General features: G+C 63.0%; 23 protein-coding genes. 7 read left to right on the top strand and 16 right to left on the bottom strand.

Going from position 1 to position 23,199, the window contains the following annotated elements; all coding sequences use genetic code 11:
- The first annotated feature begins 5 nt into the window (after nucleotides 1–5).
- From LU671_RS04995 to LU671_RS04975, 5 genes are all read left to right on the top strand, one after another.
- On the top strand, nucleotides 6–626 hold the full coding sequence (locus LU671_RS04995; protein WP_000837791.1) for a DUF3313 family protein: 621 nt from the start codon (nucleotides 6–8) through the stop codon (nucleotides 624–626).
- A complete protein-coding gene (locus LU671_RS04990) occupies nucleotides 623–1,780 on the top strand; it encodes an MlaE family ABC transporter permease (protein WP_000063629.1) in 1,158 nt (385 codons plus the stop codon). Before LU671_RS04995 ends, LU671_RS04990 begins: the two co-directional genes overlap by 4 nt.
- A gap of 5 nt (nucleotides 1,781–1,785) precedes the next feature.
- Entirely contained in the window at nucleotides 1,786–2,598 is an 813-nt protein-coding gene (locus LU671_RS04985; RefSeq protein ID WP_024944155.1) for an ABC transporter ATP-binding protein, read from the top strand.
- A 91-nt stretch (nucleotides 2,599–2,689) separates the two neighbouring features.
- Complete coding sequence (locus tag LU671_RS04980; protein WP_000433686.1) at nucleotides 2,690–3,619, top strand: MlaD family protein; 930 nt, start codon at nucleotides 2,690–2,692, stop codon at nucleotides 3,617–3,619.
- Nucleotides 3,620–3,711: 92 nt separating this feature from the next.
- Nucleotides 3,712–4,311: an ABC-type transport auxiliary lipoprotein family protein gene (locus LU671_RS04975; protein ID WP_003124411.1), complete on the top strand. Its 600-nt coding sequence runs from the start codon at nucleotides 3,712–3,714 to the stop codon at nucleotides 4,309–4,311.
- 66 nt (nucleotides 4,312–4,377) lie between these two features.
- On the opposite strand, the gene LU671_RS04970 is transcribed toward LU671_RS04975, so the two are convergent.
- The 9 genes from LU671_RS04970 to LU671_RS04930 all read right to left on the bottom strand — a co-directional run bounded on the left by LU671_RS04970 (nucleotide 4,378) and on the right by LU671_RS04930 (nucleotide 11,836).
- Nucleotides 4,378–6,381, bottom strand: coding sequence for a relaxase/mobilization nuclease domain-containing protein (locus LU671_RS04970; protein ID WP_180215256.1), 2,004 nt, complete (start codon nucleotides 6,379–6,381; stop codon nucleotides 4,378–4,380).
- A gap of 448 nt (nucleotides 6,382–6,829) precedes the next feature.
- Complete coding sequence (locus LU671_RS04965) at nucleotides 6,830–7,417, bottom strand: S26 family signal peptidase (RefSeq protein WP_006379345.1); 588 nt, start codon at nucleotides 7,415–7,417, stop codon at nucleotides 6,830–6,832.
- Nucleotides 7,414–7,971 carry a DUF2840 domain-containing protein gene (locus LU671_RS04960; RefSeq protein ID WP_006379346.1) on the bottom strand — a complete coding sequence of 186 codons (558 nt, stop codon included), beginning with the start codon at nucleotides 7,969–7,971 and terminating at the stop codon, nucleotides 7,414–7,416. The genes LU671_RS04965 and LU671_RS04960 overlap by 4 nt, the downstream gene beginning before the upstream one ends.
- Nucleotides 7,968–8,231 (bottom strand): hypothetical protein, encoded by a 264-nt coding sequence (locus LU671_RS04955; RefSeq protein ID WP_022652187.1) that lies wholly within the window; start codon nucleotides 8,229–8,231, stop codon nucleotides 7,968–7,970. The genes LU671_RS04960 and LU671_RS04955 overlap by 4 nt, the downstream gene beginning before the upstream one ends.
- A complete protein-coding gene (gene parA, locus LU671_RS04950) occupies nucleotides 8,228–8,866 on the bottom strand; it encodes a ParA family partition ATPase (protein ID WP_003092312.1) in 639 nt (212 codons plus the stop codon). Before parA ends, LU671_RS04955 begins: the two co-directional genes overlap by 4 nt.
- Nucleotides 8,867–9,107: 241 nt before the next feature.
- Entirely contained in the window at nucleotides 9,108–9,953 is an 846-nt protein-coding gene (locus LU671_RS04945; protein WP_022652188.1) for a replication initiator protein A, read from the bottom strand.
- A 26-nt stretch (nucleotides 9,954–9,979) separates the two neighbouring features.
- Entirely contained in the window at nucleotides 9,980–10,264 is a 285-nt protein-coding gene (locus LU671_RS04940) for a helix-turn-helix transcriptional regulator (protein WP_001247107.1), read from the bottom strand.
- Nucleotides 10,265–10,375: 111 nt separating this feature from the next.
- Nucleotides 10,376–11,146, bottom strand: a complete 771-nt coding sequence (locus LU671_RS04935; protein ID WP_006379424.1) for a DUF2285 domain-containing protein — start codon at nucleotides 11,144–11,146, stop codon at nucleotides 10,376–10,378.
- A gap of 342 nt (nucleotides 11,147–11,488) precedes the next feature.
- Nucleotides 11,489–11,836 carry a DUF2958 domain-containing protein gene (locus LU671_RS04930; RefSeq protein ID WP_016487838.1) on the bottom strand — a complete coding sequence of 116 codons (348 nt, stop codon included), beginning with the start codon at nucleotides 11,834–11,836 and terminating at the stop codon, nucleotides 11,489–11,491.
- Nucleotides 11,837–12,123: 287 nt separating this feature from the next.
- On the opposite strand from LU671_RS04930, the gene LU671_RS04925 reads away from it, so the two are divergent.
- The gene (locus tag LU671_RS04925) at nucleotides 12,124–12,417 is read left to right on the top strand and encodes a helix-turn-helix domain-containing protein (RefSeq protein ID WP_006379425.1); all 294 of its coding nucleotides are present in this window, start codon (nucleotides 12,124–12,126) and stop codon (nucleotides 12,415–12,417) included.
- A 312-nt stretch (nucleotides 12,418–12,729) separates the two neighbouring features.
- Here LU671_RS04925 and LU671_RS04920 read toward each other — a convergent pair whose 3' ends face one another.
- The 4 genes from LU671_RS04920 to LU671_RS04905 form a co-directional block, all read right to left on the bottom strand.
- A complete protein-coding gene (locus tag LU671_RS04920) occupies nucleotides 12,730–13,044 on the bottom strand; it encodes a DUF736 domain-containing protein (RefSeq protein ID WP_001273857.1) in 315 nt (104 codons plus the stop codon).
- Between the two features lie 775 nt (nucleotides 13,045–13,819).
- The gene (locus LU671_RS04915; protein WP_022580212.1) at nucleotides 13,820–14,029 is read right to left on the bottom strand and encodes a hypothetical protein; all 210 of its coding nucleotides are present in this window, start codon (nucleotides 14,027–14,029) and stop codon (nucleotides 13,820–13,822) included.
- Between the two features lie 61 nt (nucleotides 14,030–14,090).
- A complete protein-coding gene (locus LU671_RS04910) occupies nucleotides 14,091–16,160 on the bottom strand; it encodes a ParB/RepB/Spo0J family partition protein (protein ID WP_000994919.1) in 2,070 nt (689 codons plus the stop codon).
- A gap of 80 nt (nucleotides 16,161–16,240) precedes the next feature.
- Nucleotides 16,241–17,068 carry a DUF932 domain-containing protein gene (locus LU671_RS04905; protein ID WP_003092327.1) on the bottom strand — a complete coding sequence of 276 codons (828 nt, stop codon included), beginning with the start codon at nucleotides 17,066–17,068 and terminating at the stop codon, nucleotides 16,241–16,243.
- Between the two features lie 392 nt (nucleotides 17,069–17,460).
- Here LU671_RS04905 and LU671_RS04900 point away from each other — a divergent pair, with 392 nt between their 5' ends.
- Nucleotides 17,461–19,917 (top strand): ATP-binding protein, encoded by a 2,457-nt coding sequence (locus LU671_RS04900; RefSeq protein ID WP_001223964.1) that lies wholly within the window; start codon nucleotides 17,461–17,463, stop codon nucleotides 19,915–19,917.
- A gap of 66 nt (nucleotides 19,918–19,983) precedes the next feature.
- Here LU671_RS04900 and radC read toward each other — a convergent pair whose 3' ends face one another.
- From radC to LU671_RS04885, 3 genes are all read right to left on the bottom strand, one after another.
- Nucleotides 19,984–20,493 (bottom strand): RadC family protein, encoded by a 510-nt coding sequence (gene radC, locus LU671_RS04895; protein WP_003092330.1) that lies wholly within the window; start codon nucleotides 20,491–20,493, stop codon nucleotides 19,984–19,986.
- A gap of 351 nt (nucleotides 20,494–20,844) precedes the next feature.
- Nucleotides 20,845–21,909 carry a PDDEXK nuclease domain-containing protein gene (locus LU671_RS04890; protein WP_003092331.1) on the bottom strand — a complete coding sequence of 355 codons (1,065 nt, stop codon included), beginning with the start codon at nucleotides 21,907–21,909 and terminating at the stop codon, nucleotides 20,845–20,847.
- The gene (locus tag LU671_RS04885) at nucleotides 21,906–23,105 is read right to left on the bottom strand and encodes a tyrosine-type recombinase/integrase (RefSeq protein ID WP_001062689.1); all 1,200 of its coding nucleotides are present in this window, start codon (nucleotides 23,103–23,105) and stop codon (nucleotides 21,906–21,908) included. Before LU671_RS04885 ends, LU671_RS04890 begins: the two co-directional genes overlap by 4 nt.
- Between the last annotated feature and the right edge of the window lie 94 nt (nucleotides 23,106–23,199).

The raw sequence follows: 23,199 nt of genomic DNA, 5'->3' as shown, positions 1-23,199 counted from the left end.
CCATTATGAAGAGCAAAACTGCATTGATCCGCGGCGGCATCTTTTTTTGCGTAGCAGGCGCGCTCTCTGGATGCGCGACCAACAGCATGACGCGCTCCGGATTTCTCGGCGACTACGAGAAGTTATCGCCGACACGATACGAGAACGTACTGATGTACCGCGCAGCGGGATTCGAGCCCAAGCGTTATGCCGCTGTCGTGGTGGAAGAAGCGCAGATCAAGACCGCCTCGGGTCGCATCGATGGGCTCGATGACGCGCAGCAGCGCGAAGTGCTAGACCATGTGACGAGCGAACTGAAACGCCAGGAAGGCAAAAGTCCCGCCCCCCCAGGTGGCGCGGGACAGGTTCGGGTGCGTGTAGCGGTCACCGAACTGCAGACACCGAATCGGGCAGTCAATGCAATGACGACCCTGCTGGTTGGACCCGTGACGACGGGTGGTGCCAGCCTAGAGTTCGAAGCAGTCGATTTAAGGACGGGACGCCGGGTTGCTGCCGCCAGTTGCTTCGAGCGCGGCAACGTCATTAAAGAGTTCGCCGGTTCGTACACATTGCTGGGTCATGCCAAAGCGGCGATCACGAACTGCATCGAGCGCATCGACAGCGCTTGGCGGGACACGCAGCCATGAGCAACGCTTCACAGGCTTGGCTCCGGCAGGATGCCATGGTCGGCGGTGATCACAAATGGCTGGCGGGTGGCGACTGGACGATAGAGCACTACGCCAGTCTGGCAAAATCCGTGTCCGCCGCCCGCATCAGTCATGCCGAGGGGTACGCCACTCCCTTACTCGACTGGACGCAAGTCCAGAGACTGGACACCGCCGGCGCGGCTCTGCTGGTGGAAATTCTCGGGCCAGACTCGATACTCGACCGGCCGGAGGCAGCTCCAAATCTGTCCTCGGATCGCCTCGCCCTAATGAGAGCGCTGGCCGCCGCTGCTACCGATCAGCAGAAGACGGAGAAAGCAGCGGTGAGCGGGAATCCTCTGCTCCGCGGTCTGGGACGCATAGGCCTGACCTTGGAACAGGGCTGTCGTGCGTGTCTTGGTCTGGCCGGGTTCGTGGGCCAGATCATCGAAACATGGAGCCGTACCGTTCGTCACCCGCGTCGCTGGCGCGCGACCTCGGTGATCGCTCAAATCCAGCGATCAGCGGTGGACGCCATTCCCATCGTGGCGCTACTGAGCTTCATGGTAGGAATGGTGGTGGCGTTCCTGGGAGCAACGGTGCTGGCCAACTTCGGTGCGAGCATCTTCTCGGTGCATCTGGTCGCCTTCTCGTTCATGCGCGAGTTCGGAGTGCTGCTCCCGGCCATATTGATTGCAGGCCGTACCGCAAGCGCGTACACCGCCCAAATCGGTTCGATGAAGGCAAATGAAGAGATCGATGCGCTTCGCTCCAACGCGCTCGACCCCATCGAGTTACTGGTGCTGCCACGCGTGCTGGCGCTTCTTGTGTCCTTGCCACTGCTCACCTTAGTAGGCATCTTGGCTGGCATTGCGGGCGGCGCCACCGTATGCGCACTGAGCTTGGAAATTCCTCCCGCACAGTTCCTTGCCATCGTGCAGGAAAAAATCGAGGTGCGCCATTTTCTTGTCGGAATGAGCAAGTCCCCGCTCTTCGCGGTGATGATCGCCGCTATCGGCTGCCATGAAGGGTTCAAGGTCGCCGGTAGCGCTGAGTCGGTAGGCGACCACACGACGTCTAGTGTCGTGCAATCAATCTTCATGGTGATCCTGATAGACGCCATCGCTGCACTGTTCTTCATGGAGATGGGCTGGTGAGCGCGGTGAAGCAAGACACCGACAACGGTGTGCGACACGCTATTGAAGTGCGCGGCCTGGACAACAGGTTTGGAACCCAGCAGGTCCATCAGGACCTAGACCTGGACGTGCGGCGCGGGGAAATCCTTGGCGTGGTGGGAGGGTCAGGCACCGGGAAATCCGTGCTCTTGCGTAGCGTCGTCGGGCTGCAGAAGCCGCATTCGGGCGTGGTCCGTATCGGGGGGCGCGACCTACTGCGAGCCCAATGGCTTGCGCGCGCGCGTATGGAGCGAAGGTTCGGCATTCTGTTCCAGAAGGGCGCGTTGTATTCATCGCTGACCGTCTTGGAGAACGTCGCTCTTCCTTTGATCGAGCATGTCGGTCTGGCGCGGCCTCTTGCCGAGCGTTTGGCAAGAAGCAAGCTGGGCTTGGTGGGGTTGCCTGCCGGAGCGGGAGACAAGTATCCGGCCTCGTTGTCCGGAGGCATGGTGAAACGAGCAGCACTGGCGAGAGCCTTGGCGCTTGATGCGAACATCCTGTTTCTTGACGAACCCACCGCAGGACTGGATCCAATCGGGGCTGCATCTTTCGACCAATTGATTCTGACCCTGCGCAATGCACTGGGCCTCACGGTGTTTCTGGTAACCCACGACCTCGATACGCTGTACACCATATGCGACCGTGTCGCGGTCCTGGCGAACCAGAAGGTACTCATCAACGACGGCATCGAGGCAGTCGAGCGCTTCAAGCACCCGTGGATACAGGAATACTTTCACGGCCCCCGTGGCCGTGCGGCCGCACAGGCCACTGGTGCTTCCAGCCAAGAGACGCAGCCATGAAACCCCTCCGCATCTGCATCATTCTTCCGTCGCGCACGCATTGGGCTGGGCGCACGCAATATTTAAACTCTGAGAACGAGGTGGTCTGATCATGGAACCACGTGCCCATCATGTATTCATTGGTCTGTTCGTCGTGCTGCTCGGTGCGATTGGTATTGGCTTCGCGCTTTGGCTCAGCGACACACGTTCCGACCACGATTACCAGTATTACCGGATTATGTTCGATGAGCCAGTGACCGGGCTTACGCCCGGCAGCCAGGTTCAGTACAGCGGAATCACGATTGGCGAAGTCGTTGCACTTTCTCTTTCACCGCGAGACCCAAGGCGGGCGATAGCGCGCGTACGCATCAATGCCACCATCCCGGTCCGGCAGGATACCCGCGCTGAATTGGTCATCACGGGAATTACCGGCAACGCGGTGATCGAGTTGAGCGACGGTGGGCCAAACGTGCCATTGCTGGATCGGAGAGAGGACGAGGAACCGTTGATCCTCGCACCACGTTCGGCGATGGCATCCCTGGTCTCCGGTGAGGGGAACAGCATGACGACACTCAACGGCATCTTGCTGCGCACGCAGGAGTTACTGTCGAAGGAGAATTTGGCTCTTGTGCACCGCAGTCTGGTGAATCTTGAACAGACCACGGGCGCGGTCGCTGACCAGAGGGCCGAGATCGCGACGTTAATCAGCAATCTGACCGAAGCAAGCAGAGAATCGACAGCTGCCGTGCGCCAAGCAAATAGCACTCTTCGCGATGCCAACCTGCTACTAAATAACGATGGTAAGCAAATCATGGTGAACACGCGTGATGCAACGGCATCCCTCGAACGCGCCGCTTTCAGGGTTGAGACGCTACTGCAAAACAATCAGGAATCGCTGAACCAGGGCTTGGCCGCCACAGGTCCTGCCATGCACGAACTCCAGCAGGCGCTGGCCAATCTAAACACCGTGCTGCGCCGACTGGATCGCAATCCGGCGCAATACCTGCTCGGTGGAGAGAACATTGAGGAAACCAAGCCGTGAACACTTCCGCCAGGATGATTCCCGTCGCTGCCGTGACTATGACGCTAGTACTCGGCTTGTCCGCGTGCAGTGTGCTTCCCAAAGCAGCTCCAATGGTCACCTACAAATTGCCCGACTATCACATCGCCCAGGCGGAGAGTACGCCGCGCGCCGTTCCGGGACCCGGGGCGCTGCGCGTCTACGCCCCTGAGAGTAGTCGCGTCCTGGATTCGGAGCGGCTGTTCATTGCGCAGCCCGATGGTCGCTTGTCGGCTTGGCAAGGAGTGCGTTGGGCCGACCCCGCACCGGTGCTGCTGCGTGACCGAATCGTCGAAGCCTTCATGCGCGATGGGCGGTCGACTTCCGTGATTACCGATAGCACCCCAATGAGCGCCGATATGGAGTTGCGCAGTACGCTGCGGGCGTTCCAGCTCGAATACCGCGGCACTGAAGCGATCGCCGCGGTTCGGCTCGATGTGCAACTGGTCGATCCGGCCAAACGGACTGCTATTGCCAGTAGACGCTTCGAAGCAATCCAAGCCACAGGCAGCAAGCGAGAGGCCGATGTGGTGAGCGCGTTCGGTGTCGCCACGGATATATTGGCCGGGCAGATCGTTGAATGGGCAGTTCAGGTCGGGGCAGCGCGTTTGCGAGTTGCACCGGAATTGGCAAGCAACCATGCACCCACAGCGTCGTCGATAAGCACAGACTAGTCGTCTTAACGGAGCACAGAAGCTAGGGCCAAAACGCTGCTCGACACCTTAACTCGGTACGACAGCCTACGGCCCCGATCCAATCCCAGGACCTCTTTGCCGTCCAACCTCCCATGACACACCGCCGCCGCGTACAGTCGCGGCGATCTGCTGCCCCAGTCGTGGCTCGATTATCGGCCGCCAAGGCACCAGACTGAATCCCATGCCGTCATCGAGCAGCGCATAGCGACCGCTGGCGAGCATGACCGAGCGCCGGTAGATGCCGGCTACGCGCTGCCCGTCTGTGACGTGCCGATGCTCCAATCCGCTATCGGCGGCAATGTGCTGGGCGGCCTGCGCCAGCTCCCGATTGCGCAGCGTTTCCAGCAGATTCCGGGAGAGAATCAGCCGCTGCCCGCGCCGCTGGGCCAGCCCCTGTTCTTCGAGGAAGTCGGCGCGCTGCTGCAAGGCTTGCCTAGCATCGCCGCCAAAGCCCAGGTCGCCCAGTCCCTTGCCGCCGCCGATCAACTGCTGATCCAGCCAGGTCGCGCCGATGACGCGGGCCTGCCGTTCAATCGGCAGATGCGATTTCAGTTCGACCGCCACGCCGCCCAGCCGCTGCGCGTCGTACTGGCGGCCACGCTCGGCCAAGTCGTCCGGCACCTTCCATAACCCCTCGGCCACGCGCTCCACGATGCCGGCCCGCCGTAGGGCTTCCAGCCGGCGGATATGGGCCGCCACAGCCTCTTGCGGGTCGCGGCCGGGCTTGGCTCGGCCTTGCTCGATCGCCAGGTGGTGATCGGTGCGGTACAGGCCATTGCTCGCCAGCGTGGCGATGTTCTTGTCGGCCGCCCGCACCTCGGCGGAACCGCGTACCTCCACCACCGCGCCGATGGGATAGTTCGCCAGCTCGTCGCGGGCGTCCAACGCGACGTAGTGGGCTTTGCCGTCCAACCCGTCGATGACCAGATAGCCGCGGTCGTGCAGCTCGTCGGCCAGACCCTTAGCAGCCACGCGACCGACGATAGTGCGGCCGTCGTCGCCCGGCTCGAACACCGCCAGCTCGCGAGGCTTGCCGCTCATGGCCCGCTGCATCGTTCGGATGATGTCGCCACGCTCGCCCAGGGCACGCAAGGTCTTCTCCGCGTCCGCATGGACGGCCCAGGTGCCGGGCTGCACCTCGTCGGCCAGGCCCAGGCGCTGCAAGTGTTGCAGGCGGCCGATCAGCAGCAGGCGCTGGCGTTGCAGCCGGGGTTCGTTGAAGCGTTCGATCTGCACCCGGCCATCCTCGCCGGCCTCGCGCTGCAACGTGCGGTCGAGGCTCGTCCACCGCTCTTGCTCCACCTCGCGCTGCAAGGTCTGCTGGATCTCCAGTTCGGTGCGCGGCCCCAGCCATTCCGTCGCCAGCTCGGCGGCGCGATGGCGGAAGCCGTGGGCGATGTAGTCGCCCGCGATGATGAGGTCTTTGCCGGTATCGTCGCGTCCGCGCACGATCAGGTGCGTGTGCGGGTTGTCGGTGTTCCAGTGATCGACCGCCACCCAATCCAGCCGCGTCCCCAGGTCGGCCTCCATGCGGTTCATCAGGTGCCGGGTGTAGGTGCGCAGGTCGTCCAGCTCGGCTCCGTCTTCCGGGGAAACAATGAAACGGAAATGGTGTCGGTCGTCCTGGCAGCGTTCCTTGAAGGCATCGAGGTCGGCATGGTCGGTCTGCGGCCCGTAGGCACGGCCCGGCTCGCCGTCCCGGCCGGCACCGTCGCGCTCGATGTAGCGCAGGTGCTTGGCGAGCGACTGCGGGCTGGCGTTGCGCTGGTTGACCAGCAGCGTCTTGACGGTCACGCGCCGTGACATGGGTGTCAGCTTTGCACCTGCGAAGCGCGCTGCCGTATGGCCGCGCCCAAGCCGTGAGCCGGGCCGCTGGCCCGCGTGCTGGCCGCTCCCGCCAGCGACAGGACGGCGCACCGCCGACTTGCCGCCGCTGGCTTTGCCAGCCCGCTTGAGCACCTTGGAAACGAAGCTCTGGCCCTGGCCTTTGCCTCGGTTCTTCGGCGCGCCAGGGCGCACCCGGAAATCGTCGTCGCGGCGGTCGGTCATGGCAGCGCCCCTGGCAAGCTCCGGCGTCTCCGGGCGTGCGAAGCACGCGGACATGCCTGCATTGGCGCGGGCCTCGCGCCCCACGCGGCACGGCGGCAAAGCCGCTCCGTGCCGCGCCACCCCCATGTGCAGACAGGCCTTCGACGCGGCCCGGTGCCGCGTCCTTTTGTCTTGCCTTCCGCCTTTGCCCCTCGCTCCCGCTCCGGGCATCGGCGGCCCGGCGGCGCTGCTGCACCAGCAGCCAGCCCGCCGGCGAACACGCCAATGGCCGCAGGCCAGGCGCGTTCGAGGCAAGACGCCTGCACGTTGGACGGCTGCGCCGAAGGCAGCGCGAAGTGCGGTGCGAATGCACCCGCACTGCACGTGCGATGACAAGGCGACGAACAGTAGAACGACATGCCCGATGGCACGATGAGAGGCGCGGCAAAGTGCAGCGAATCGGCGGCCATCATGGACGTGTCTCCAGCCAGATCGGATGCGCAACGCCGATCGCGGTGGATGCACTGACCGGCCCGAAATAGCGGCTGTCGAACGACGCTGGGTTGGTCACGCTCAAGAGGAACAGTTCGCCCGGTTCGAGACGGCGGCAAAGCTGCAAGGATGGCAGCGGTCGGCCCTGCCGGTCGGCAGGCAGGGCGGCGGCCACCGGCACGCCGTCGATGCGAACCTGGCCGGCGACGATGCAGACGTGTTGTGGCGCGACTGCGCCCACACGTTTGAGCAGCGGAACGCGGGTCGGTAGGTAACTGCGCTGCGCAGCCAGCATGGCGGCCCTGTCGGGCAGCGGCACCAGCACGATGCTGTCCACGGACAGCGGACGTGGCCGCGAGGCGGTGCGCGGGTCGAACGGTTCGATGCGATACCAACCGACCGCCACGCTGTCGGACGGGTTGTAGGCCATTCGCGGCAGGGGCTGCACGAACGCAGCCCAGGCCAGCGCAGCGAGGCCGACGGTGGCGAAGCCTGCCAGCACGAGGCGAGTGCGCAGGCGCGAGCGAGGATGCGGCACGGGGCCGGTCGTGGAAATCGTGGTCATGGCAATGCCCTCCCTGCCAGCCAGGCGGCGTGCCGTTCTGTGGTGTATGTGGGTAACGCCGAGCGCGCTGCGAGCCGGTTCGCGAGCGTGCGCCAGTACGCGGGCGATGTGTCTGCGGCTGCGATGCCCAGCGCCTCGATGTCGTCGATGCGTTCCAGCACGGCGCGAACGTTGGCATCGCCTTCGGCGTGCAACAGCAGACGCGCGCCCGGCTGCACGCCGGGGATGCGTTGCACGGCGTCCAGCGGCGTGGCGGTCTGCATCACCATGAGCTGCCAGCGGATCGTGCCGTAGTCGTTGGCCTGCCAACGGATGCGGCACAGAACCGCGTTCGGCAGGAACACGGCGCAGCGCCGCCAGCGGTCGAGCTGGAGCGTGCGCGCCGGTTCGCCGAAGCGCAGGTAGAGCTTGAAGCGGGGTTCGATGTAGGTCAGCGCCACGCGCGTCAGCGGCACGTTGCCGGCCTGGCCGGCGAGTGTCGAAGGCGCCGGCGGCGGTGCAGCCGTGGGCGCACTTGCTTTGGGGGTGTGGGCGGTCGAAGCGGATGCGTTCACGGCGTGCCCTCCGGGGGAAACTCCCGCTCCAGCAGGCTGCGCAGCAGTTCGGCTACGGTCACGCCTCGCGTGAAGGCCGACACCTTGATGCGCGCCCGCATGGCGGGCGTGATGTCAAGCGTCAGTCGAGCGGTGTAGAGGTCGCCTTTCTGCAAGGCATCTGCGTCGCCCTGGCGAATCCACGCTTCGGCGTGCGGATTCGCTGGGGGACGTACACCGATGCCGACGCGCTTGCTGCGTGGTGATGGCTTTCCAGTCATGTCGGCCACCGCAGCAGTTCGTCGGTGAGCGCGGCGATCTCGCGGGCAGCGGCGCTGTCGGGCGCGGTTTCGCGGGCGAGCCGGCCAGCGGCTACGCTGTCGGCAAAGACGATGCGCTGGTGGATCTCCGAGCGCAGCGCGGGCAGCGGCTGTTCGGCCAGCGATTGCCGTGCCTCCCTGCCGATGATGGTGGTGCTGACGCGCCGGTTGATGACGAAGGCCGCGCGTAGCGCTGGCCGGAACACCTGTGCTTCGCGGATCAGTGCGACCATCTCGGCAGAAGCCCATACGTCGTAGGGGCTGGGCTGCACGGGGATCAGCACGCGCTCGGCCGCCAGCAGCGCGGAGCGCGCGAGGGCGGCGATGCGCGGCGGGCCGTCGATGATGATGTGATCGGCCCGCCTGGCGAGTTCTGGCGCTTCCTGATGCAGCGTTTCGCGGGCAAGGCCCACGGCGCTGAACAGACGGGGCAGGCCCTGCTGGCTACGCCGCTGCGTCCAGTCGAGCGATGACCCCTGCGGGTCGGCATCCAGCAGGATGACATGCAGGCCGCGCATCGCCAGTTCGCCGGCGATGTGCGTGGCGAGCGTGGTCTTGCCGACGCCGCCTTTCTGGTTGAGAAACGCGAAGATCATGGCGCGGCCCTCCGAGCTGGAAAGCCGGCCTGGGCGTGCCATTTCGTGGTTGTCCACCGAAACGGCGCGCTTCTACTAAAAGTTATGTATTTCTTGTTAGGTAAGTTAGAGGGAACGCAAACCCGCGCCGTTGTTGGCTTTCCGGCGTTTTCGTACTCCTGATAGCACGAGGGTCGTACTCCTGATAGCACGATACCCGGTACTCCTGATAGCACGAGGCCGTCCACAGGTTCTCCCGCAGTTATCCCCGTGCCGCGTGCGGCACGGGCCGGAAGGTCAGCAGCTCGGTGTTGTCGTCCGGCATCCGCTCGATGCCGAGGACGTAGCCGGGCAACGACTGCCGCGCCACCAGGGCGCGCACGTCGTAGGCGAAGTCCGAGAAGCGGGCCGCGCTGCCGGATTTGCGGTACAGGTGTCGGAAGTCGAATTGCCAGCCGTGCTCCTGCCGCCCGCCATGCTTGCGCACCAGGCGGTACAGCCAGCGTTCGATACCGCCTTTCAAGCGGAAATAGGCCGGGTCGATGGTCAGCACCAGGGCGGCGTCGAGCACGCCGGCATAGAACCAGTCCGGCAAGATCAGCTCGATGCCCAGCGGGGTGCCGCTGGCGTCGGCGAGTTCCTTCCACTCGTTGATCCACGAGAAGCGATGCAAGCGCCTTCCCGTGGTTTCGCGGATGGACGTGGCCACCGTGGTCGATTGCAGCCGGTCGAGGGCGGCCTTCAGGCGCTGGTAGTCGTTGAGGGACGTGCCGCGCCCGATGAAGCGCAAAATCTCGTAAGGCGTGGCGCGTATCCAGCGCGACGGGCGCAGGCCCGCGTCGCGCGCCTCCACGATCTGCGAGGCGGCCCATATCAGCACGTCGGCATCCCATATCGTTGCGATGCCGTGCTCCTGCGTGCCTTCCACGCGAATGGTGACGTTCCCGCTGCGGAAGTCGATCGGCGCCGTGCGCCGCGACTTGGCAAGCGAGAAGAACGGAAAGGCCATCAAGTCCTGGGAATCGCGTGGCGCCATGTCGCCCGGCAGCGCTCGGAACAGATCGAGCTGTTCGCGCTGCGGCAAGGCTTGCCCTGGCGGGCTGGACATGGCGAAGGCCACCCACGCGCCGACGATCAGCGGCCATCACGGTAGTCGCCCGCGTGGCGCTCGGCGTATTCGGGATCGGACGTGGCCTCGTAGCTGCGCTGGTCGGCCCAGGCATCGAGGTCGGACACCGCGTACATGACGCGGCGGCCGAACTTGCGGAACTTGGGGCCGCCGCCGATCACCCGCTGCTTCTCCAGCGTGCGCGGCGACAGCCGCAGGTAGTCGGCGGCTTCGTCGTTTGTCAGGTAGCGTTGAGGCTGCGAGGTCGCAGTGACGGCAGCGGCGGCAGGCCGCGAGGGAGCAGGTCGCATGGGATGTACCTCCATCAAGCCCGGCCACACCACGCGGCCGGATAGAGGCACTCTCAAGAAAGCAAGGCTTCTTGCTAAGGGACGATTCGCACGGGTCGAGAAACGTCCCCCCTAATGCGACGGGAACATTGGAAGCTGCGCTAGTCGGCGGTAGCCGCCGTGCATCAGCTCATCGCCGCGGCGTACCAGCCGCCGCACGCGGGCACGCAATGCACTGTCTTTGTGCCAGTCGGCCGCGACGGCATCCGCGCCGAACAGACCTTCGGCCACTTCGCGCAAAGAGGCTCCCGCGAGGGTCGCGTCGAGCGCTTGCAAGGTATGCAGTTCCAGCAGCGCGGCGGGCGTGGGGCGAGAGCGGGCTGTTGCCACAGGCGCGGCCACGGTTGCGGCAGATAGCGCATCCAGCTTCGCAGCGAGCGTGCGGTAGCGCGCACAGGGCGTGGCGCAGGCGCGTGTGGCGTAGAGATAGGCCGAGCCATCTTCTAGGTCGGGTGCGAGTGCGAGCCGAACGCAGCAGCCTGGCCAATGCGATACAAGCACCAGGCGCTTGCCGTCGTGGGTCAGTTGCTTGCGCCCAGGAATGCGCCAGAACTCGAAGGTATGCGCATCGGGTGGTGGGTCGGCGTCGGGGTATAGCTGCACCACGCCGTCGTGATCGGGGAACCAAGCAGGATGTGCATCGCGCGCATCCAGGCCGGGATCTTCCAGCAGGCGCAGGCCCCAGGCCTGCGCCGCATCTGGCTTGCGACGCCGGCGTAGCCAGTCGCGCCGGTAGCTTGCATTCCTGCGCAAATACTCCCAAGCCAGCGCTGGGCCATCGAGGTGCAGCGTGTAGAGATACGCGGCCGTGGGATACCAGTGTTGGCTGCTGCGGTCAGTCATGGCGAAACCTCCCTGTTTCTGGGAACGTCGCCACAATTCCGCTGTGCGGGAGCTATCGAATCGCCATCAAGTGGTCATCAAACTCGGGTTACGCTTTAACTGCTGGTGTCAAGACAGATTCGCTCCAGTGCATTGCCGAAATCGTCTAAATGCGACGACTGCACCGCCCGGAAATGGGGTGCAGCATTGAACACCGTGCCGAATCTCGCGCCTGGCATCATGACTGTTTTGGTCAGGAGCGCACCACCCTGGTGCAAGCATGCGGATCAAGACTTGCCAGGTCTTGGCTAAGACCGAAATAGTCACAATGCGATACTTTTTGCCTGGTCGCGCTGGAATGCGTCAATCGGTGATCGAACCGTTTTCCTGAGCCAGTCGAACGTATTCCGACAGCGGCCGCGTCGGCTGGAAATACCGATCTCGTATCACGGGCTGCTTGAGCGGCCCGACGATGGACGCCAGATCGGACAGCTTCACCGTCGCCAGGGCAGGCATCCCGATCCCGAGGTCGATCAGGCCGTAGGCCGTATCGCCATCGGTCGGATCGAGCGCGGCCAATAGCCAGGTCGCATGTGCGTCCGGTGTGAACAGGCGCACCACGGGCAGCGGGTCACATTCCTGGCCTGCGGCGCGGGTGAGGCCGTGGGCCAGTAGGTGCACCCGGTCTTCCTCGGTGACAAGCGTGGTCAAGGCCGCGCCCCTTCCACGAACACACGCAATCGCCGAGGCGCATCTGTGCCTGCGGACGGATGCACGTATGCGCAAGCGCACGAAGCCGCAAAAGCGGAGAGGCACGAAGGCGTATTGGTGGAAGTCAGGAAAGACACGGATGCGGTTCCCTGGGTCTGAGGAAATCCGCAGATGCGGATCTCCGTAAAAGCACGGAAAAGGAAAACATCACCACCAAATGAACACTATAGATTGTAGTCCTATAGGGCGCAATGGGCTGTCATCTTGGTTTTTTGGGGAAACCATAGGTGGCAGCGAAGAACTCATTGGCAGCGGCGATTCGGACGGTAAGGAAGGCGCGTGGTTTGAGCCAGGAAGCGTTCTCCAACGTGTCCAGTCGCACCTACATGAGCACGCTGGAGCGCGACCTGAAAAGCCCAACCATCCAGAAGCTGGCCGATCTGTGCGAGGTCATGGAAGTGCATCCGCTCACGCTGCTCACATTGGCTTATGCCGGTGACAGCACCCGCGAAGCTGATGAATTGCTGGCACAGGTGCGCCAGGAACTCAGGGCGATATTGGAAGAGCCCGACACGCCTTAGCGCGTTGGCGTGTGGTACTGAATTGCAGCAAGCGGAGCGCGCAGCGCCGCAGGCGCGAAGGCGTGAGGGATTGAAGCCGGATGGCCGTGACGGCTTGCCGGCACGGGGCGAAGCCCGAAAGCCCGGCGGCGCTTACAGCGCCGACACGCCACACACCGCTCGTTGACACGGATTGCGAGCCACAAGGCACGCATGCAGGCCCGCCGTGACGGGCGTATCCAGCACGCGGCAGCAGCAGAAATCCTGCGCGTGCGGTGCTGCGATCAGCAGCATCGCGCCCCGCCGCAGTGGGCGGGACGCGGTAAGCGGCTGTCAGGCCGCCTTCGGCTTGTTGCGCGACCAGATCAGGTCGTGCGTGCCGTCCTCGTTCTCGATCAGGCGGGCATAGACCGTCGCCGGGAACGAAGGGTCGTCGATGGATACGGACAGGTATTCCCGCCCGGCCTCGCTGGTCTTCTTCCACGCTGCGCCGACTTCGTGGCCAGCCGCTTGCAGGTGGAAGTCGGGGGCGTTCTCGGTGTCGCCCTTGTCGTTGGGAACCAGCTTGACCTTGACGTTGAGCGTCAGGGTGCGAAGCGTGCCGGTGAAGCCGTCTTTCTCTGCGGTGAAGGTGCCGATGTTAGCCATGATGTTTCTCCTTTCGGGTTGAACAAGGTCGCGCCAGTGCGTCCTTGTTGTGATCCGGCCGGCGGGGGATGGGCTGGTCGCACCGCACAGCGGTCGCAACAACGTGGAGAACCTGGAAGCGAAAAGAATTTGTCCCGCGAGGAATGCGCGCAGCGCAGGGGAAATTGTTTTCGCTGCAAGGTTGCGGCCATCAAGCACAAGGCGCAGCCGCGCCACCGCCAGGATTCACAACAAGACAAGGACGCACAGGCCGCCCGCTCCCGAATGGAGACGTGGCCAACTCGGCATCCCCGCGTGACGGCTGCACCGGCTTGCGCCCTGACGCGGGCCAGGTCAATGCCCCGACGACAAGGCCAGAGCGCCCCTGCCGCAGCTCACGGCCACATACTGAGGCGTGGTGTGGAAGCTCCATAGAAGCGAGGCTGGGCGGCGTGTCGGTGAACCGTCTTTCGTGACGTACAGACAACGAACCGCCAGCGTCGGGGACGGCACGCTTTCGTGCAACCTGCCGCAGCAAGCCGGGGCGTAGCCACACCAGCCCCGCCCATTGCGGCGGGGCTCGGTCGAATCGTTGGCGGCGCGATGCGCCGCCACACTTGCTGGCTTCGTGGATTTCGCGCACGAGCGCCCTTGTGCGTGGCCCCATCGCCGCCTGTCCGAAGGCGGCGATGGGGCGTTTTGGCTTTGAGCAGTGAAACCGGGCGCGGCCACCGCCGCGCCCGGAGTTTTCGACCACCGGCCCCAAGGCGGCACGGCTTGGGGCCGGTGCGGCTCGTTATTCCTTGGTTTCGATGATCCACCACACGGCGCGCGGCAAGGCGCGGCCCGTGAGGGGATGCAGATCGGTCAGGTCGGCGCGGGCCGTCCAGCCACGCGGCGGACGGTAGCCGCGCACGTCGCCGTCGCCGTGCCAGCGGCGGGCGCGCACCGTGCCGGAGGCATAGGTCGCAGCTATGCGGGGGCGGTTTGCGGGTTGGTGGGTCATGGCAGGCATCCTCAACATGAAGCGCCCCGGCCGGAACCGGGGCGCTATCTACGGTGCGAAGTCACGCGGCCAAAGCCTCGGCCTGCGGCTGGTCATCCGCCACGGCGGCCACTTCTTCCTGTGCTTCGGCTTCGCCATCCGCCGGCGCGTCCTGCCCGGTCTGCTGCGGGCCTTCGGAGCGGAAGATGGCGGGCATCCAGCCGGTGCCAGCGGCCAGCCGTTCGGCTTCGCTGGCAATGTCGCCCTTCTTCAACTTCGCCAGTCGGGTGACGTGCGAGGGCGCGAACCCGCCAACGGCTTCCAGAATCGCGGCCTTCGGCACATGCCGGAAGTAACCCTCATTGGTGGGCTGCCACCACGCGGCCATATCCAGCCCCACGGCCTGCGCCAGTTCCGCGCCGGGCTGGTGCGGCGTGGCGCGAGGCGTCACCACGTCCACCGTGGAAGCTAAGCACACGGCCAACAGCCGCACCAGTTCATCCTGTGATTTCGCCAGCAGCGCGGCGAACAGTTCGGCGCTGTCCTCCGGCAAGGTTTCGCCTGCCACCTGTTGCAGTTCGCGCAGCGCCACGGCGGCGGGTGATTCCGGCCAGTCCGGGGCCATGCCTTCCAGCCGGTCTTGCACCGTGAGGCGCACACCCAGCGGCAGGTCGTGCCCGTAGTGCCTTTCCTGCAAGACGGTCTGCACCATGCCATGCACCACGGCGGCCAGCGCTGCTTGCGGATGCCGTGCAACTTCGATTTGCAGCGCAGCGGTACGGTGCGCGCTCAACCGCTGCGCCAGTCGGTCAGACATGGCGGCGGTCTTGGGCTGCTCGTCGTCCTCGCCTGCGTCCTCGTTCGCGGCTTCGCCTTCGCTGCCGAAACCCTGCCGCAGCCGCTCCAGCGTGCGCAGTGCCTTGGCCTCCGCTTCGCGCAGCAGCCCGCGATGAATCGCGGCCTGCCCGTCGCGGTCGATGGTGACAATGGCACCGGCTGCGGCCTTCACGTTGGCCGCATAGTCCAGCAAGCCATCTTCCAGCGCCTGCAACTGCTCGCCCAGGCGTTCGCCTTCTTCCTGCAAGGCATCGGCCTTTTCCTCGTCCTCGTCGTCCAGCGCGGCATCCACCGCCTCGGCCAGTTCGTGCAGCTTGGTTTGCAGCTTCTCGATGCGCTGCGCGTCGCGCTTGTTCGGACTGCGGCGTTCCCTTGGCGCACGCTGGAAGGCTTGCAGATCGGCATGGGTCATGCCCGGCGTGGCATCCACCCACGCCCAGCCCTCGGCCTGCACCTTGGCGGCGATACCTGCCAGCTTGTCCTGCGCCAGCCGTTCCAGCAGTGCGGCATCGGTCAGATACACGCCTTTGTCGCCCTCCGCGAACAGGTCGCGGCGGATGCCACCGCCTTCCTGCTCGTAGCCGTCCAGCCCGACAAAGCGCACCAGCGGATGCCGGTAGGCGTCGATTTCGCGTTCGGTCAGGCGGTCGCGCAGGTTGTGCGGGCCGCGCTGCCATGTGGGCGCATCGTAGAACGCGGCTTCCTGCGCAGCATGGTCGTCGGTGATGGCGAGGGCCATCAACTGGTCAAGGCTCACGGCCTCGGCCCGGTAGTCGGCCAGCAGGCGCGGCGACACGTTGGCGAGTTTCAGACGGCGCTGCACCACCAGCGGCGTGACGCTGAAATCCGCTGCAATGTCCTCGATGCTGCGGCCTTCGGCCACGAGCGCGGCGAACGCCTCGAACTGGTCGGCGGGGTGCATGGCTTCGCGCTGCACGTTCTCGGTGAGGCTGGCCGTGCGGGCGGTGCCATCGGCCACCAGCAGGCAAGGCACCTCCCATTCCTTGCTAATGCGGTGCTTTTTCGCCAGCAGCTTCAACGCTGCGAGGCGACGGTCACCGGCCACGACCTCGTAATGCTCGCCATCGGCGGCGGCAATCACGATGAGGTTTTGCAGCAGGCCGACACGCTGGATGCTGGCGGCGAGTTCGGGAATGGACATGCGCGGGGTCTTGCGCACGTTGCGGCCAGTGGGACGCGACACCAGCCGCGACAGCGGAACCAGAATCAGGTTCTTGGTCGGATCAGCGGCTTCCAGCGGGATAGCGGCGGCGGTGTTGATGGCGCGGGCTTCGGTTTGGGTAACGGCGTTCATGGTGATAACTCCTATCGGTTCAGGGATGCAGCAGCGAAGAAAGCGACAAGGGCTGCTGCCTGCCCCTGCCGCGTGGGGATTCAGGCTTTCAACTGGCGCATGCCATCGGCCAGCAGCCAGAGGGCGCGATTTAGTCGGATGTTTTGGTCGATGCCCTGCACCGGGCGGGTTTGCTGTCGGCGCCCGTTGGCGCTGCGGCCACGCAGCCCGCCTTGGGTCAGGTTTTCTTGGGTGCGGTTGAACACGCTCCACAGGTCGGGGCGGCGGTCGTCGAAGCGGCGCGGCATCAGGATTTGCGATTCCGTGATGGGCGCGGGCTTGTCGGGGTCGTCGTACTTGAGGGCGAGCGCGGCGCGGGCGAACACTTCGGATTCGCCATCGTCCAAGGTGATGCCGCGCATGGCATCGCGCGATTCCTTCACCCGATCGAAACCGCTCAAGACTTCGTAAGCCCCCTCAATGACCAGACCGGCCACGTCGCCTTTATGGGGCACTCGCACATCGGCCACGGTGTTGCCGCAGACAAGGCCATTGCTGCACACGAACCGGAACATTCCGGCCAGCATCTGATAGCTGCTGGTGCCGTCGTGCGAGTTCAGCAGCACGATTTCGTTGGCCTCCGCGCCGTTGATCTGGCTGGCATGGCGCAAGCGAATCATGTGTTTGGTGTGCTCGCGCTTGCCTTCGTCGCGCACGCGGGTTTGCGTCACCATGAAAGGCTGGAAGCCTTCTTTGCGAAGCTCGGTCAGCACGGCGGCGGTGGGGATATAGGCGTACCGCTGCGAACGGCTCTCGTGCGGGGCATCCGCGAAGATGGACGGGGCCACGCGGTGAATCTGGTCGTCGGACAGCGGGTAATCGCTGCGCAGCGAGGGGGAGCGGAAAGCGAAACGGGATGCGAGTTGCATGGTCTTTCTCCTGACAAAAGAGGTTTGCTGTTCACACCGCACACCGGATTTCTAGATTCGGAGCCCAGCCTTTCGGCTGTTTGGTGCGGTCGGCACGAGGAACCCGGTTGGCCCTGTTGCCACCGTCTTTCCTGAGTTCATCGCCCGCGCCCAAAGGAGCGCGCGGACGGGGGCCGTCAAGGAGCCAAGCGCAGGGTTGGTGCGGCCCGCAGGCGCAGCCGAGGACACGGCCCTGCGCGCCTTGACGGCACACGGTCGCGGGCTACGGTCGCGGGTAAGGTGATGAAGTCAGGGGAGACGGCTGGACAAGGCAACGGCCATCCCTTTGTGCTGACCGCACGCAAGCGAAGCGCGCAGGCCCGAAGCTGGAAGCCGGGCCGTAGGCGTCAGCGATGCGGAAGGCTGGCGAAGCCAGTCCCGCCAGGGATGAGCGACTAGCGAACCTGGAGCAGCGCGATCCGCGAAGCGGAGACGCAAGAGGACTCTTCGTTTACCATTTGTTTCGCAAGCAAATGATGGGAAAGCAAGAACACGGAGATATAGAGATGATTGTCTGCATCAACCGCCTCAAACAGTTCGGAATCTTCAGCGACTTCAATGGAACGAAGATCCAAAAGTTCGGCCGGTACAACCTGGTCTATGGTTGGAATGGAACAGGCAAGTCAACGTTATCGAATCTATTCTCTTGCTTTGAGCTTCGCTCGATGGTTCCCCGCTTCAGCACGGGCCAATTTTCAGTAGTTCTGGAGGATGGCTCAACGATCACGGAATCCACACTCCACTCATCCCAATTGAATATTCATGTTTTCAATCAACGCTTCGTGCATGAGAACATTGATTGGGACAAATCCGTAAAGAGCATCCTTCTTATTGCGAAAGAGAAGATTGATGACTTGCAGAAGCTGGAGAAGCTGAAGAGCGAGCTTCAGTCGAAAAAGAAGGCTCACGACGACAAGCAAAGCGATATCAAGAAGCAGCGTGAGGCATTAGAGAAGTTCCTGACCAATGCTGCCAAGAAAATGAAGCTTGGACTTCAGGCGATTGATACGAGCGACAGTTATTACTTGAATTACGACCGCCGCAAGCTCTTCAACTTCATACAGAATAACGGCGAGACAATTATCAAGGCGGAGTCGGTTCTTCCAGATGAGAGGGTTATCGACCTTACGAATGCCGCCAAGCCAGATCAGCTTCCAAGCATTGCTTTCGCCTCAACGGCCATTGAGCCGGACTACTTTAAGAAAGCGGCGGGCCGCATCAGAGATTTGATTGGGACTACGGCGGTCAATCAAGCAATCCAGCGGCTGACCGATAACCCGGAAATCCGCGAATGGGTTCAAGCAGGCTTGGAAATCCATAAAAACCACGACTCGCAATCCTGCGAGTTCTGCGGCTCTCCGTTCGCCCAGCTTCGTGCCGAGGCGCTTGCTGCCCACTTCAGCAAGGAGTTCACGGAGTTTCAGAGCCGACTTCAGAACGCGGCGACATGGATTGAATCTCAAGGCGCTCCAGCTAATCAGTTTCCCGCATCGACCGAGTTTTATAAAGAACTATCGGCCGAGGCAGAGAAGCTTCAAAAGGACTACGCAACTGCTGCTGAAAAGATCGACCAGCAAATCGACGCCTGGCGGGAAGCCCTGAAGGCCAAGATCACAGACCCTGGGAAGACAGACATTCAGATCTCGGATGTGGTTGAAGACGATGTCACCAATTTCAATGACATCCTGAAATCGATTGTTGCTCTCGTTGGAAAGCACAACAATAAGACTTCAAATTTCAAATCTGAGACCTCAAAAAGCAAGGTGGCACTGGAGCTTCACTTTGCTGCGGCTGAGGTGCAAGAGTTTGACTATGCTGGAAGTGAGAAGAAGTGCAATGACCTTGAGTCAGAAGCAAAGAACGACCATAAGGAAATTGAAAAAATTAGTCTAGAGGTCGGAGCCATAGAAGCGGCGCTCTCGAATGAAACGGTCGGGGCAAAGGAGTTCAATGACATCCTGCATCGCTTCATTGGCCGCTCTGAGCTTTGCCTGAACTTCAATCAGAAGAAGAAAGGCTATGAGATCATCAGAAACGGGGTTGGTGAGCACGATGGGAATTTGAGCGAAGGTGAGAAAACTGCGATTGCATTTGTCTATTTCATCACGAAGCTCAAAGAAAATGGAAATAACATCAAGGATACGATCGTCGTCGTTGACGATCCGGTCTCAAGCTTTGATTCTAATCACTTGTTTCACGCCTACTCGTTTTTGAGAACGCAATGCACTGAAGCCAAGCAACTTTTTGTGCTGACTCACAACTTCACTTACTTTAAGCTAGTGAGAGACTGGTTCACTGGCACCAATAGGAATCGAGTCAAAAAAGGCAACGCCGAGAATTGCTTCTTTTATCGCCTGGATGCGCCACCTGGCTCCCCTCGTCACTCCCTACTTGTGGATGCCGACGACTCACTCAAGAACTACGGTTCCGAGTACCACTATATCTTCAAGAAGCTCTACGAATATAGGGCGCACACAACACTCAATCGAGATGAGGCGTTCTTGACCGCCAACCTCGCCCGAAAGCTTGTTGAATCGTTTTTCACCTTCAAATATCCAAGGCGTCGAAGCGACATTAGTCAATTGATGGAGGCTGGCCTAAAAGATTGCACCATCACGACACCAGAGCTTAAAGAAAAAATCTACCGCTTTATCAATAAGTATTCACATAGCGACGTTATTGAGATAACAGAGGAATCCGCAGAAAACTTGGCAGGCGAAAGCCACAGCGTCATCGGGAACATCTTCCAGTGGCTGGAAGAGGTGGACAAGAAACATTACGACGAGATGATTCAGGTTGCGACGGCCTGAGCATCAGGCCGCGAGGGCCATAGCTATGCCACCAGGCGCAGCAAAAAGGGGCCGAAGCCCCTTGGGCTAGATCAGCCCATGCTCGGCGAACGATGCCGTTTCGTTGCCCGCAACGATGATGTGATCGAGCACGCGCACGTCCACCAGACCCAACGCTTCCTTGAGCCGCTGGGTCAGCGCCCGGTCAGCCGCGCTCGGCTCGGGGTTTCCGCTCGGATGGTTGTGCGAAACGACGACCGCCGCCGCATTGAGCCGCAGCGCCTCCTTGACCACTTCGCGCGGATACACCGACGCACCGTCAATAGTGCCGTGGAACATCTCCCTGTATTCGATCAGACGATGGCGCGTATCCATGAACAGCACTACGAACACCTCATGCTCGAAGCTGGCCAACTTTGTACGCAAGTATTCCTTGACCGCCGCCGGCGAAGTGAACTCTGCTCCGCGCCGCATTTTCCGGTCAATGACCTGGCGCGCAGCTTCCAGAATGTCGTCGGCCGATGCCGGTAGATAGCGCCCGTGCGCGTCGCGCACCAGCAGACAGGAATCGAACGAGGGAAAGGACAGTTGCGACATGATCGTGCTCCGGTTGCTCGGGCGGAATTGCCCGGAACCGGCGGCAGCACGGCGCAGCGCAAGCAGTCAGGGGTCGCAGACGGCCGCCAGGACGCAAGCGCGCATGGCGCGCGCCGCCCTTGACGGCGAGAACGCCGTGATACGGTGAAGGGAACAGCAAGACCGCCCACACCCGCCCACTGCACAGAGTCGATTTTTGGCAAGCGGAGCGCGCAGGCCCGGATCAACGAGCCGGGACGGAGGCGTCAGTGATGGAAGCCCGACAGGGGCGAGACTCGCGCAGCGAAGCTCGATGCGCAGCACGACAGCGCGACGGCGGCACGCCGGGACGCCCGACTGCTTGGGACAGGACTACTCGTTGTCCGTCTTGCGCTGCTCGATTTGCAACTGCGCCCGTTGCGTTGCCTGTTGCAGCCGCTCCACCAGCACGCCCCTCGGCGGCAAGGCGGTCAGATACTCGGCAACGTGGATGCCGGACTTGTCCAGCTCCAGCAATTCGATCTGCTCGCGCTTCTTGCCGGTGCAAAGGATGATCCCGAGCGGCGAGGCTTCCTCCGGCTCCCGTTCGTGCTTGTCTAGCCACCGAAGGTAAAGCTCCATCTGCCCTTTGTAGGCCGCCTTGAAGTCACCTACCTTCAACTCCACCGCAACCAGCCGCCGCAGCTTGCGGTTGTAGAACAGAAGGTCAAGGTGGAAATCCTCGTCGTCGATCGGAATGCGCTTCTGCCGGGCGACGAATGAGAAGCCCGCGCCCAGCTCCAGCAGGAAGGACTCCATTTCACGGATGATCGCCGCTTCCAAGTCGCCTTCCTGCCAAGTGTCCCGCAGGCCCAGGAAGTCGAGGATGTACGGGTCGCGCATGACCAGGGCCGGCGACATGCGCTGCGCATCGCGCAGGGTCGCCAACTCCTGCGCTATGGTTTCTTCCGGCTTTTGGGAAAGCGCCGTGCGCTCGTACAGCATCGAGTCGATACGCTCGCGCAGCGTCCGCACGCTCCAGCGTTGGGTGCTGGCCATCTGTGCGTAGTAGTCCCGCTGGAGCGGGTCTTTCAGCGGCATCAGGGCGATGAAGTGCGTCCAGCTCAATTCTCGTATCAGTGATACGAGAATTCGCTCGTCGGGGAAGGTGGCGGCGAACTGCACCATGCGGCGCAAGTTCTGCTCTGCAAAGCTGCTGCCGTACTCCTCCACCAACTGCGCAGCCAAGGTGGGCAGAACTTCCTTGCCGTAGGCGCCCCGGCGCCTGTCCAAGACCTGCGTGTGGATGCGTTGGCCGATGCGCCAGTAGAGCATCGTAAGCTCGCTATTCACCGTCGAGGCGGCGCGCAAGCGCGCCGCCTCGATCAGTGCCCGAATGTCGCCCAGCAGCGCCGCGGGCGCTGCGAGCGATGCTGCTGATGGCCGGCGCCCGTTCATGCCACCGCCTCCGCAAGCTGCCGCGCGCCCGTGATGGCTTGGCGGCGGCTGGCCACCAGCTCGGCCGCCTCGCGCACCGGCTTGTCCTCGGTGTGGACGTAGTGCATGAACATCGCCACGGTCTTGTGGCCCGTCAGCTTCATTCCCACTTTGGTCGGCACACCGGAATTGGCAATGTCGGTGGTCGAGCGATGACGGATGCCGTGCGTGCCTACGTGCGGCACGCTGGCGGCCTTGAGCGTCCGGCACCAGCCGCCATAGTGCTCGCCAAAGGTCAGGTGCTTGGCCGGGTCGTTCGGCGACGGCAGGACGTAAGGGCAGCCTTCCAGACGCGGCGCCGTCGAAAGCAGCCGATAGGCTTCCTCGCTCATGGGCTTGGAAATGCCGCCAACCTTGCTGTCGGGCCACACCACGCGCCGGTTCTCGAAGTCCAGCCAGCTCCATTCGAGCGGGCAGATTTCGGAGCGCCGCGCCGCAAACTCGAATTGCAGCCGGATCGCCAACGGGATGACGTAGTTCTCCAGCCCCTCCGCCTCCAGTTTCTCCAACTGGCGGAAGATCCGCACCATTTCCTCGTCCACGATGAGCCGGGTTTCCTTGCCCGGCGGGTACATCGGGACGTGGCGGCACGGATTCGTGCCGTCCGGGCGGAAGCCCCAGACTTCGGCCAAGTTGAACATCTTGCGCAGCACGCCGAAGGTCTTGTTGGCCTCGGTCGGCTTGTAGGCCAGCTTTTCCATGAGCCCCGCAATGTCGGGCCGCTTCACGTCATGCACCTTCTTGCGGCCCAGCAGCGGGATGATGTTGCGGTCGATGACGCCCTGGTAGCCGTCCTGCGTGCTGACCTTGTTGCGCTTCTTGGAGTAGTCCTCCATGAACTTTTTGCACAACTCGGCCATCGTGGGCGCCTTGCGCGCCTCGGCCTTGGCACCGCCGGGATCACCACCCCGGCGAACCTCGGCCAGCCAGTCCTGCGCTTTGACCCGCGCCTGTTCGACGGTTAGCTCCCCGTAGAGTCCCAGCGAGGGCTTGCGGGGCTGGCCAGAGTTCGTGCGGTACTGGAGCATGAACACCCGGCGTCCCGTCGAGGTAATCTTGCAAAGGAAGCCGGGCACGACGGTATCCCGTAGTTCGATGTCCTTCGCCTGGGGTTGCGCCGACTCTACGGCGGTCTTGGTGAGCTTGATCTTTGCCATGATGACTCCTTGGAACGACCCGGATTCCAGGAGCCAGATAGGAGCGGCGCGAGGGAGAACCGGGTCAAGTTTCAGAAAGCACCGGCATATGATG

The sequence above is a fragment of the Pseudomonas sp. NMI760_13 genome (assembly GCF_021283245.1).
Classification (GTDB): Bacteria; Pseudomonadota; Gammaproteobacteria; order Pseudomonadales; family Pseudomonadaceae; genus Aquipseudomonas; species Aquipseudomonas peradeniyensis.
The sequence above is the reverse complement of the archived record's forward strand: the minus strand, read 5'-3'. Positions and strand labels throughout refer to the sequence as shown.

Coding starts and splice junctions, on each gene's coding strand:
- LU671_RS04995 (WP_000837791.1), top strand. CDS start 6: ATGAAGAGCAAAACTGCATTGATCCGCGGCGGCATCTTTTTTTGCGTA.
- LU671_RS04990 (WP_000063629.1), top strand. CDS start 623: ATGAGCAACGCTTCACAGGCTTGGCTCCGGCAGGATGCCATGGTCGGC.
- LU671_RS04980 (WP_000433686.1), top strand. CDS start 2,690: ATGGAACCACGTGCCCATCATGTATTCATTGGTCTGTTCGTCGTGCTG.
- LU671_RS04975 (WP_003124411.1), top strand. CDS start 3,712: ATGGTCACCTACAAATTGCCCGACTATCACATCGCCCAGGCGGAGAGT.
- LU671_RS04970 (WP_180215256.1), bottom strand. CDS start 6,381: ATGACCGACCGCCGCGACGACGATTTCCGGGTGCGCCCTGGCGCGCCG.
- LU671_RS04965 (WP_006379345.1), bottom strand. CDS start 7,417: ATGACCACGATTTCCACGACCGGCCCCGTGCCGCATCCTCGCTCGCGC.
- LU671_RS04955 (WP_022652187.1), bottom strand. CDS start 8,231: ATGACTGGAAAGCCATCACCACGCAGCAAGCGCGTCGGCATCGGTGTA.
- parA (WP_003092312.1), bottom strand. CDS start 8,866: ATGATCTTCGCGTTTCTCAACCAGAAAGGCGGCGTCGGCAAGACCACG.
- LU671_RS04945 (WP_022652188.1), bottom strand. CDS start 9,953: ATGTCCAGCCCGCCAGGGCAAGCCTTGCCGCAGCGCGAACAGCTCGAT.
- LU671_RS04940 (WP_001247107.1), bottom strand. CDS start 10,264: ATGCGACCTGCTCCCTCGCGGCCTGCCGCCGCTGCCGTCACTGCGACC.
- LU671_RS04935 (WP_006379424.1), bottom strand. CDS start 11,146: ATGACTGACCGCAGCAGCCAACACTGGTATCCCACGGCCGCGTATCTC.
- LU671_RS04920 (WP_001273857.1), bottom strand. CDS start 13,044: ATGGCTAACATCGGCACCTTCACCGCAGAGAAAGACGGCTTCACCGGC.
- LU671_RS04915 (WP_022580212.1), bottom strand. CDS start 14,029: ATGACCCACCAACCCGCAAACCGCCCCCGCATAGCTGCGACCTATGCC.
- LU671_RS04910 (WP_000994919.1), bottom strand. CDS start 16,160: ATGAACGCCGTTACCCAAACCGAAGCCCGCGCCATCAACACCGCCGCC.
- LU671_RS04905 (WP_003092327.1), bottom strand. CDS start 17,068: ATGCAACTCGCATCCCGTTTCGCTTTCCGCTCCCCCTCGCTGCGCAGC.
- LU671_RS04900 (WP_001223964.1), top strand. CDS start 17,461: ATGCGGAAGGCTGGCGAAGCCAGTCCCGCCAGGGATGAGCGACTAGCG.
- radC (WP_003092330.1), bottom strand. CDS start 20,493: ATGTCGCAACTGTCCTTTCCCTCGTTCGATTCCTGTCTGCTGGTGCGC.
- LU671_RS04890 (WP_003092331.1), bottom strand. CDS start 21,909: ATGAACGGGCGCCGGCCATCAGCAGCATCGCTCGCAGCGCCCGCGGCG.
- LU671_RS04885 (WP_001062689.1), bottom strand. CDS start 23,105: ATGGCAAAGATCAAGCTCACCAAGACCGCCGTAGAGTCGGCGCAACCC.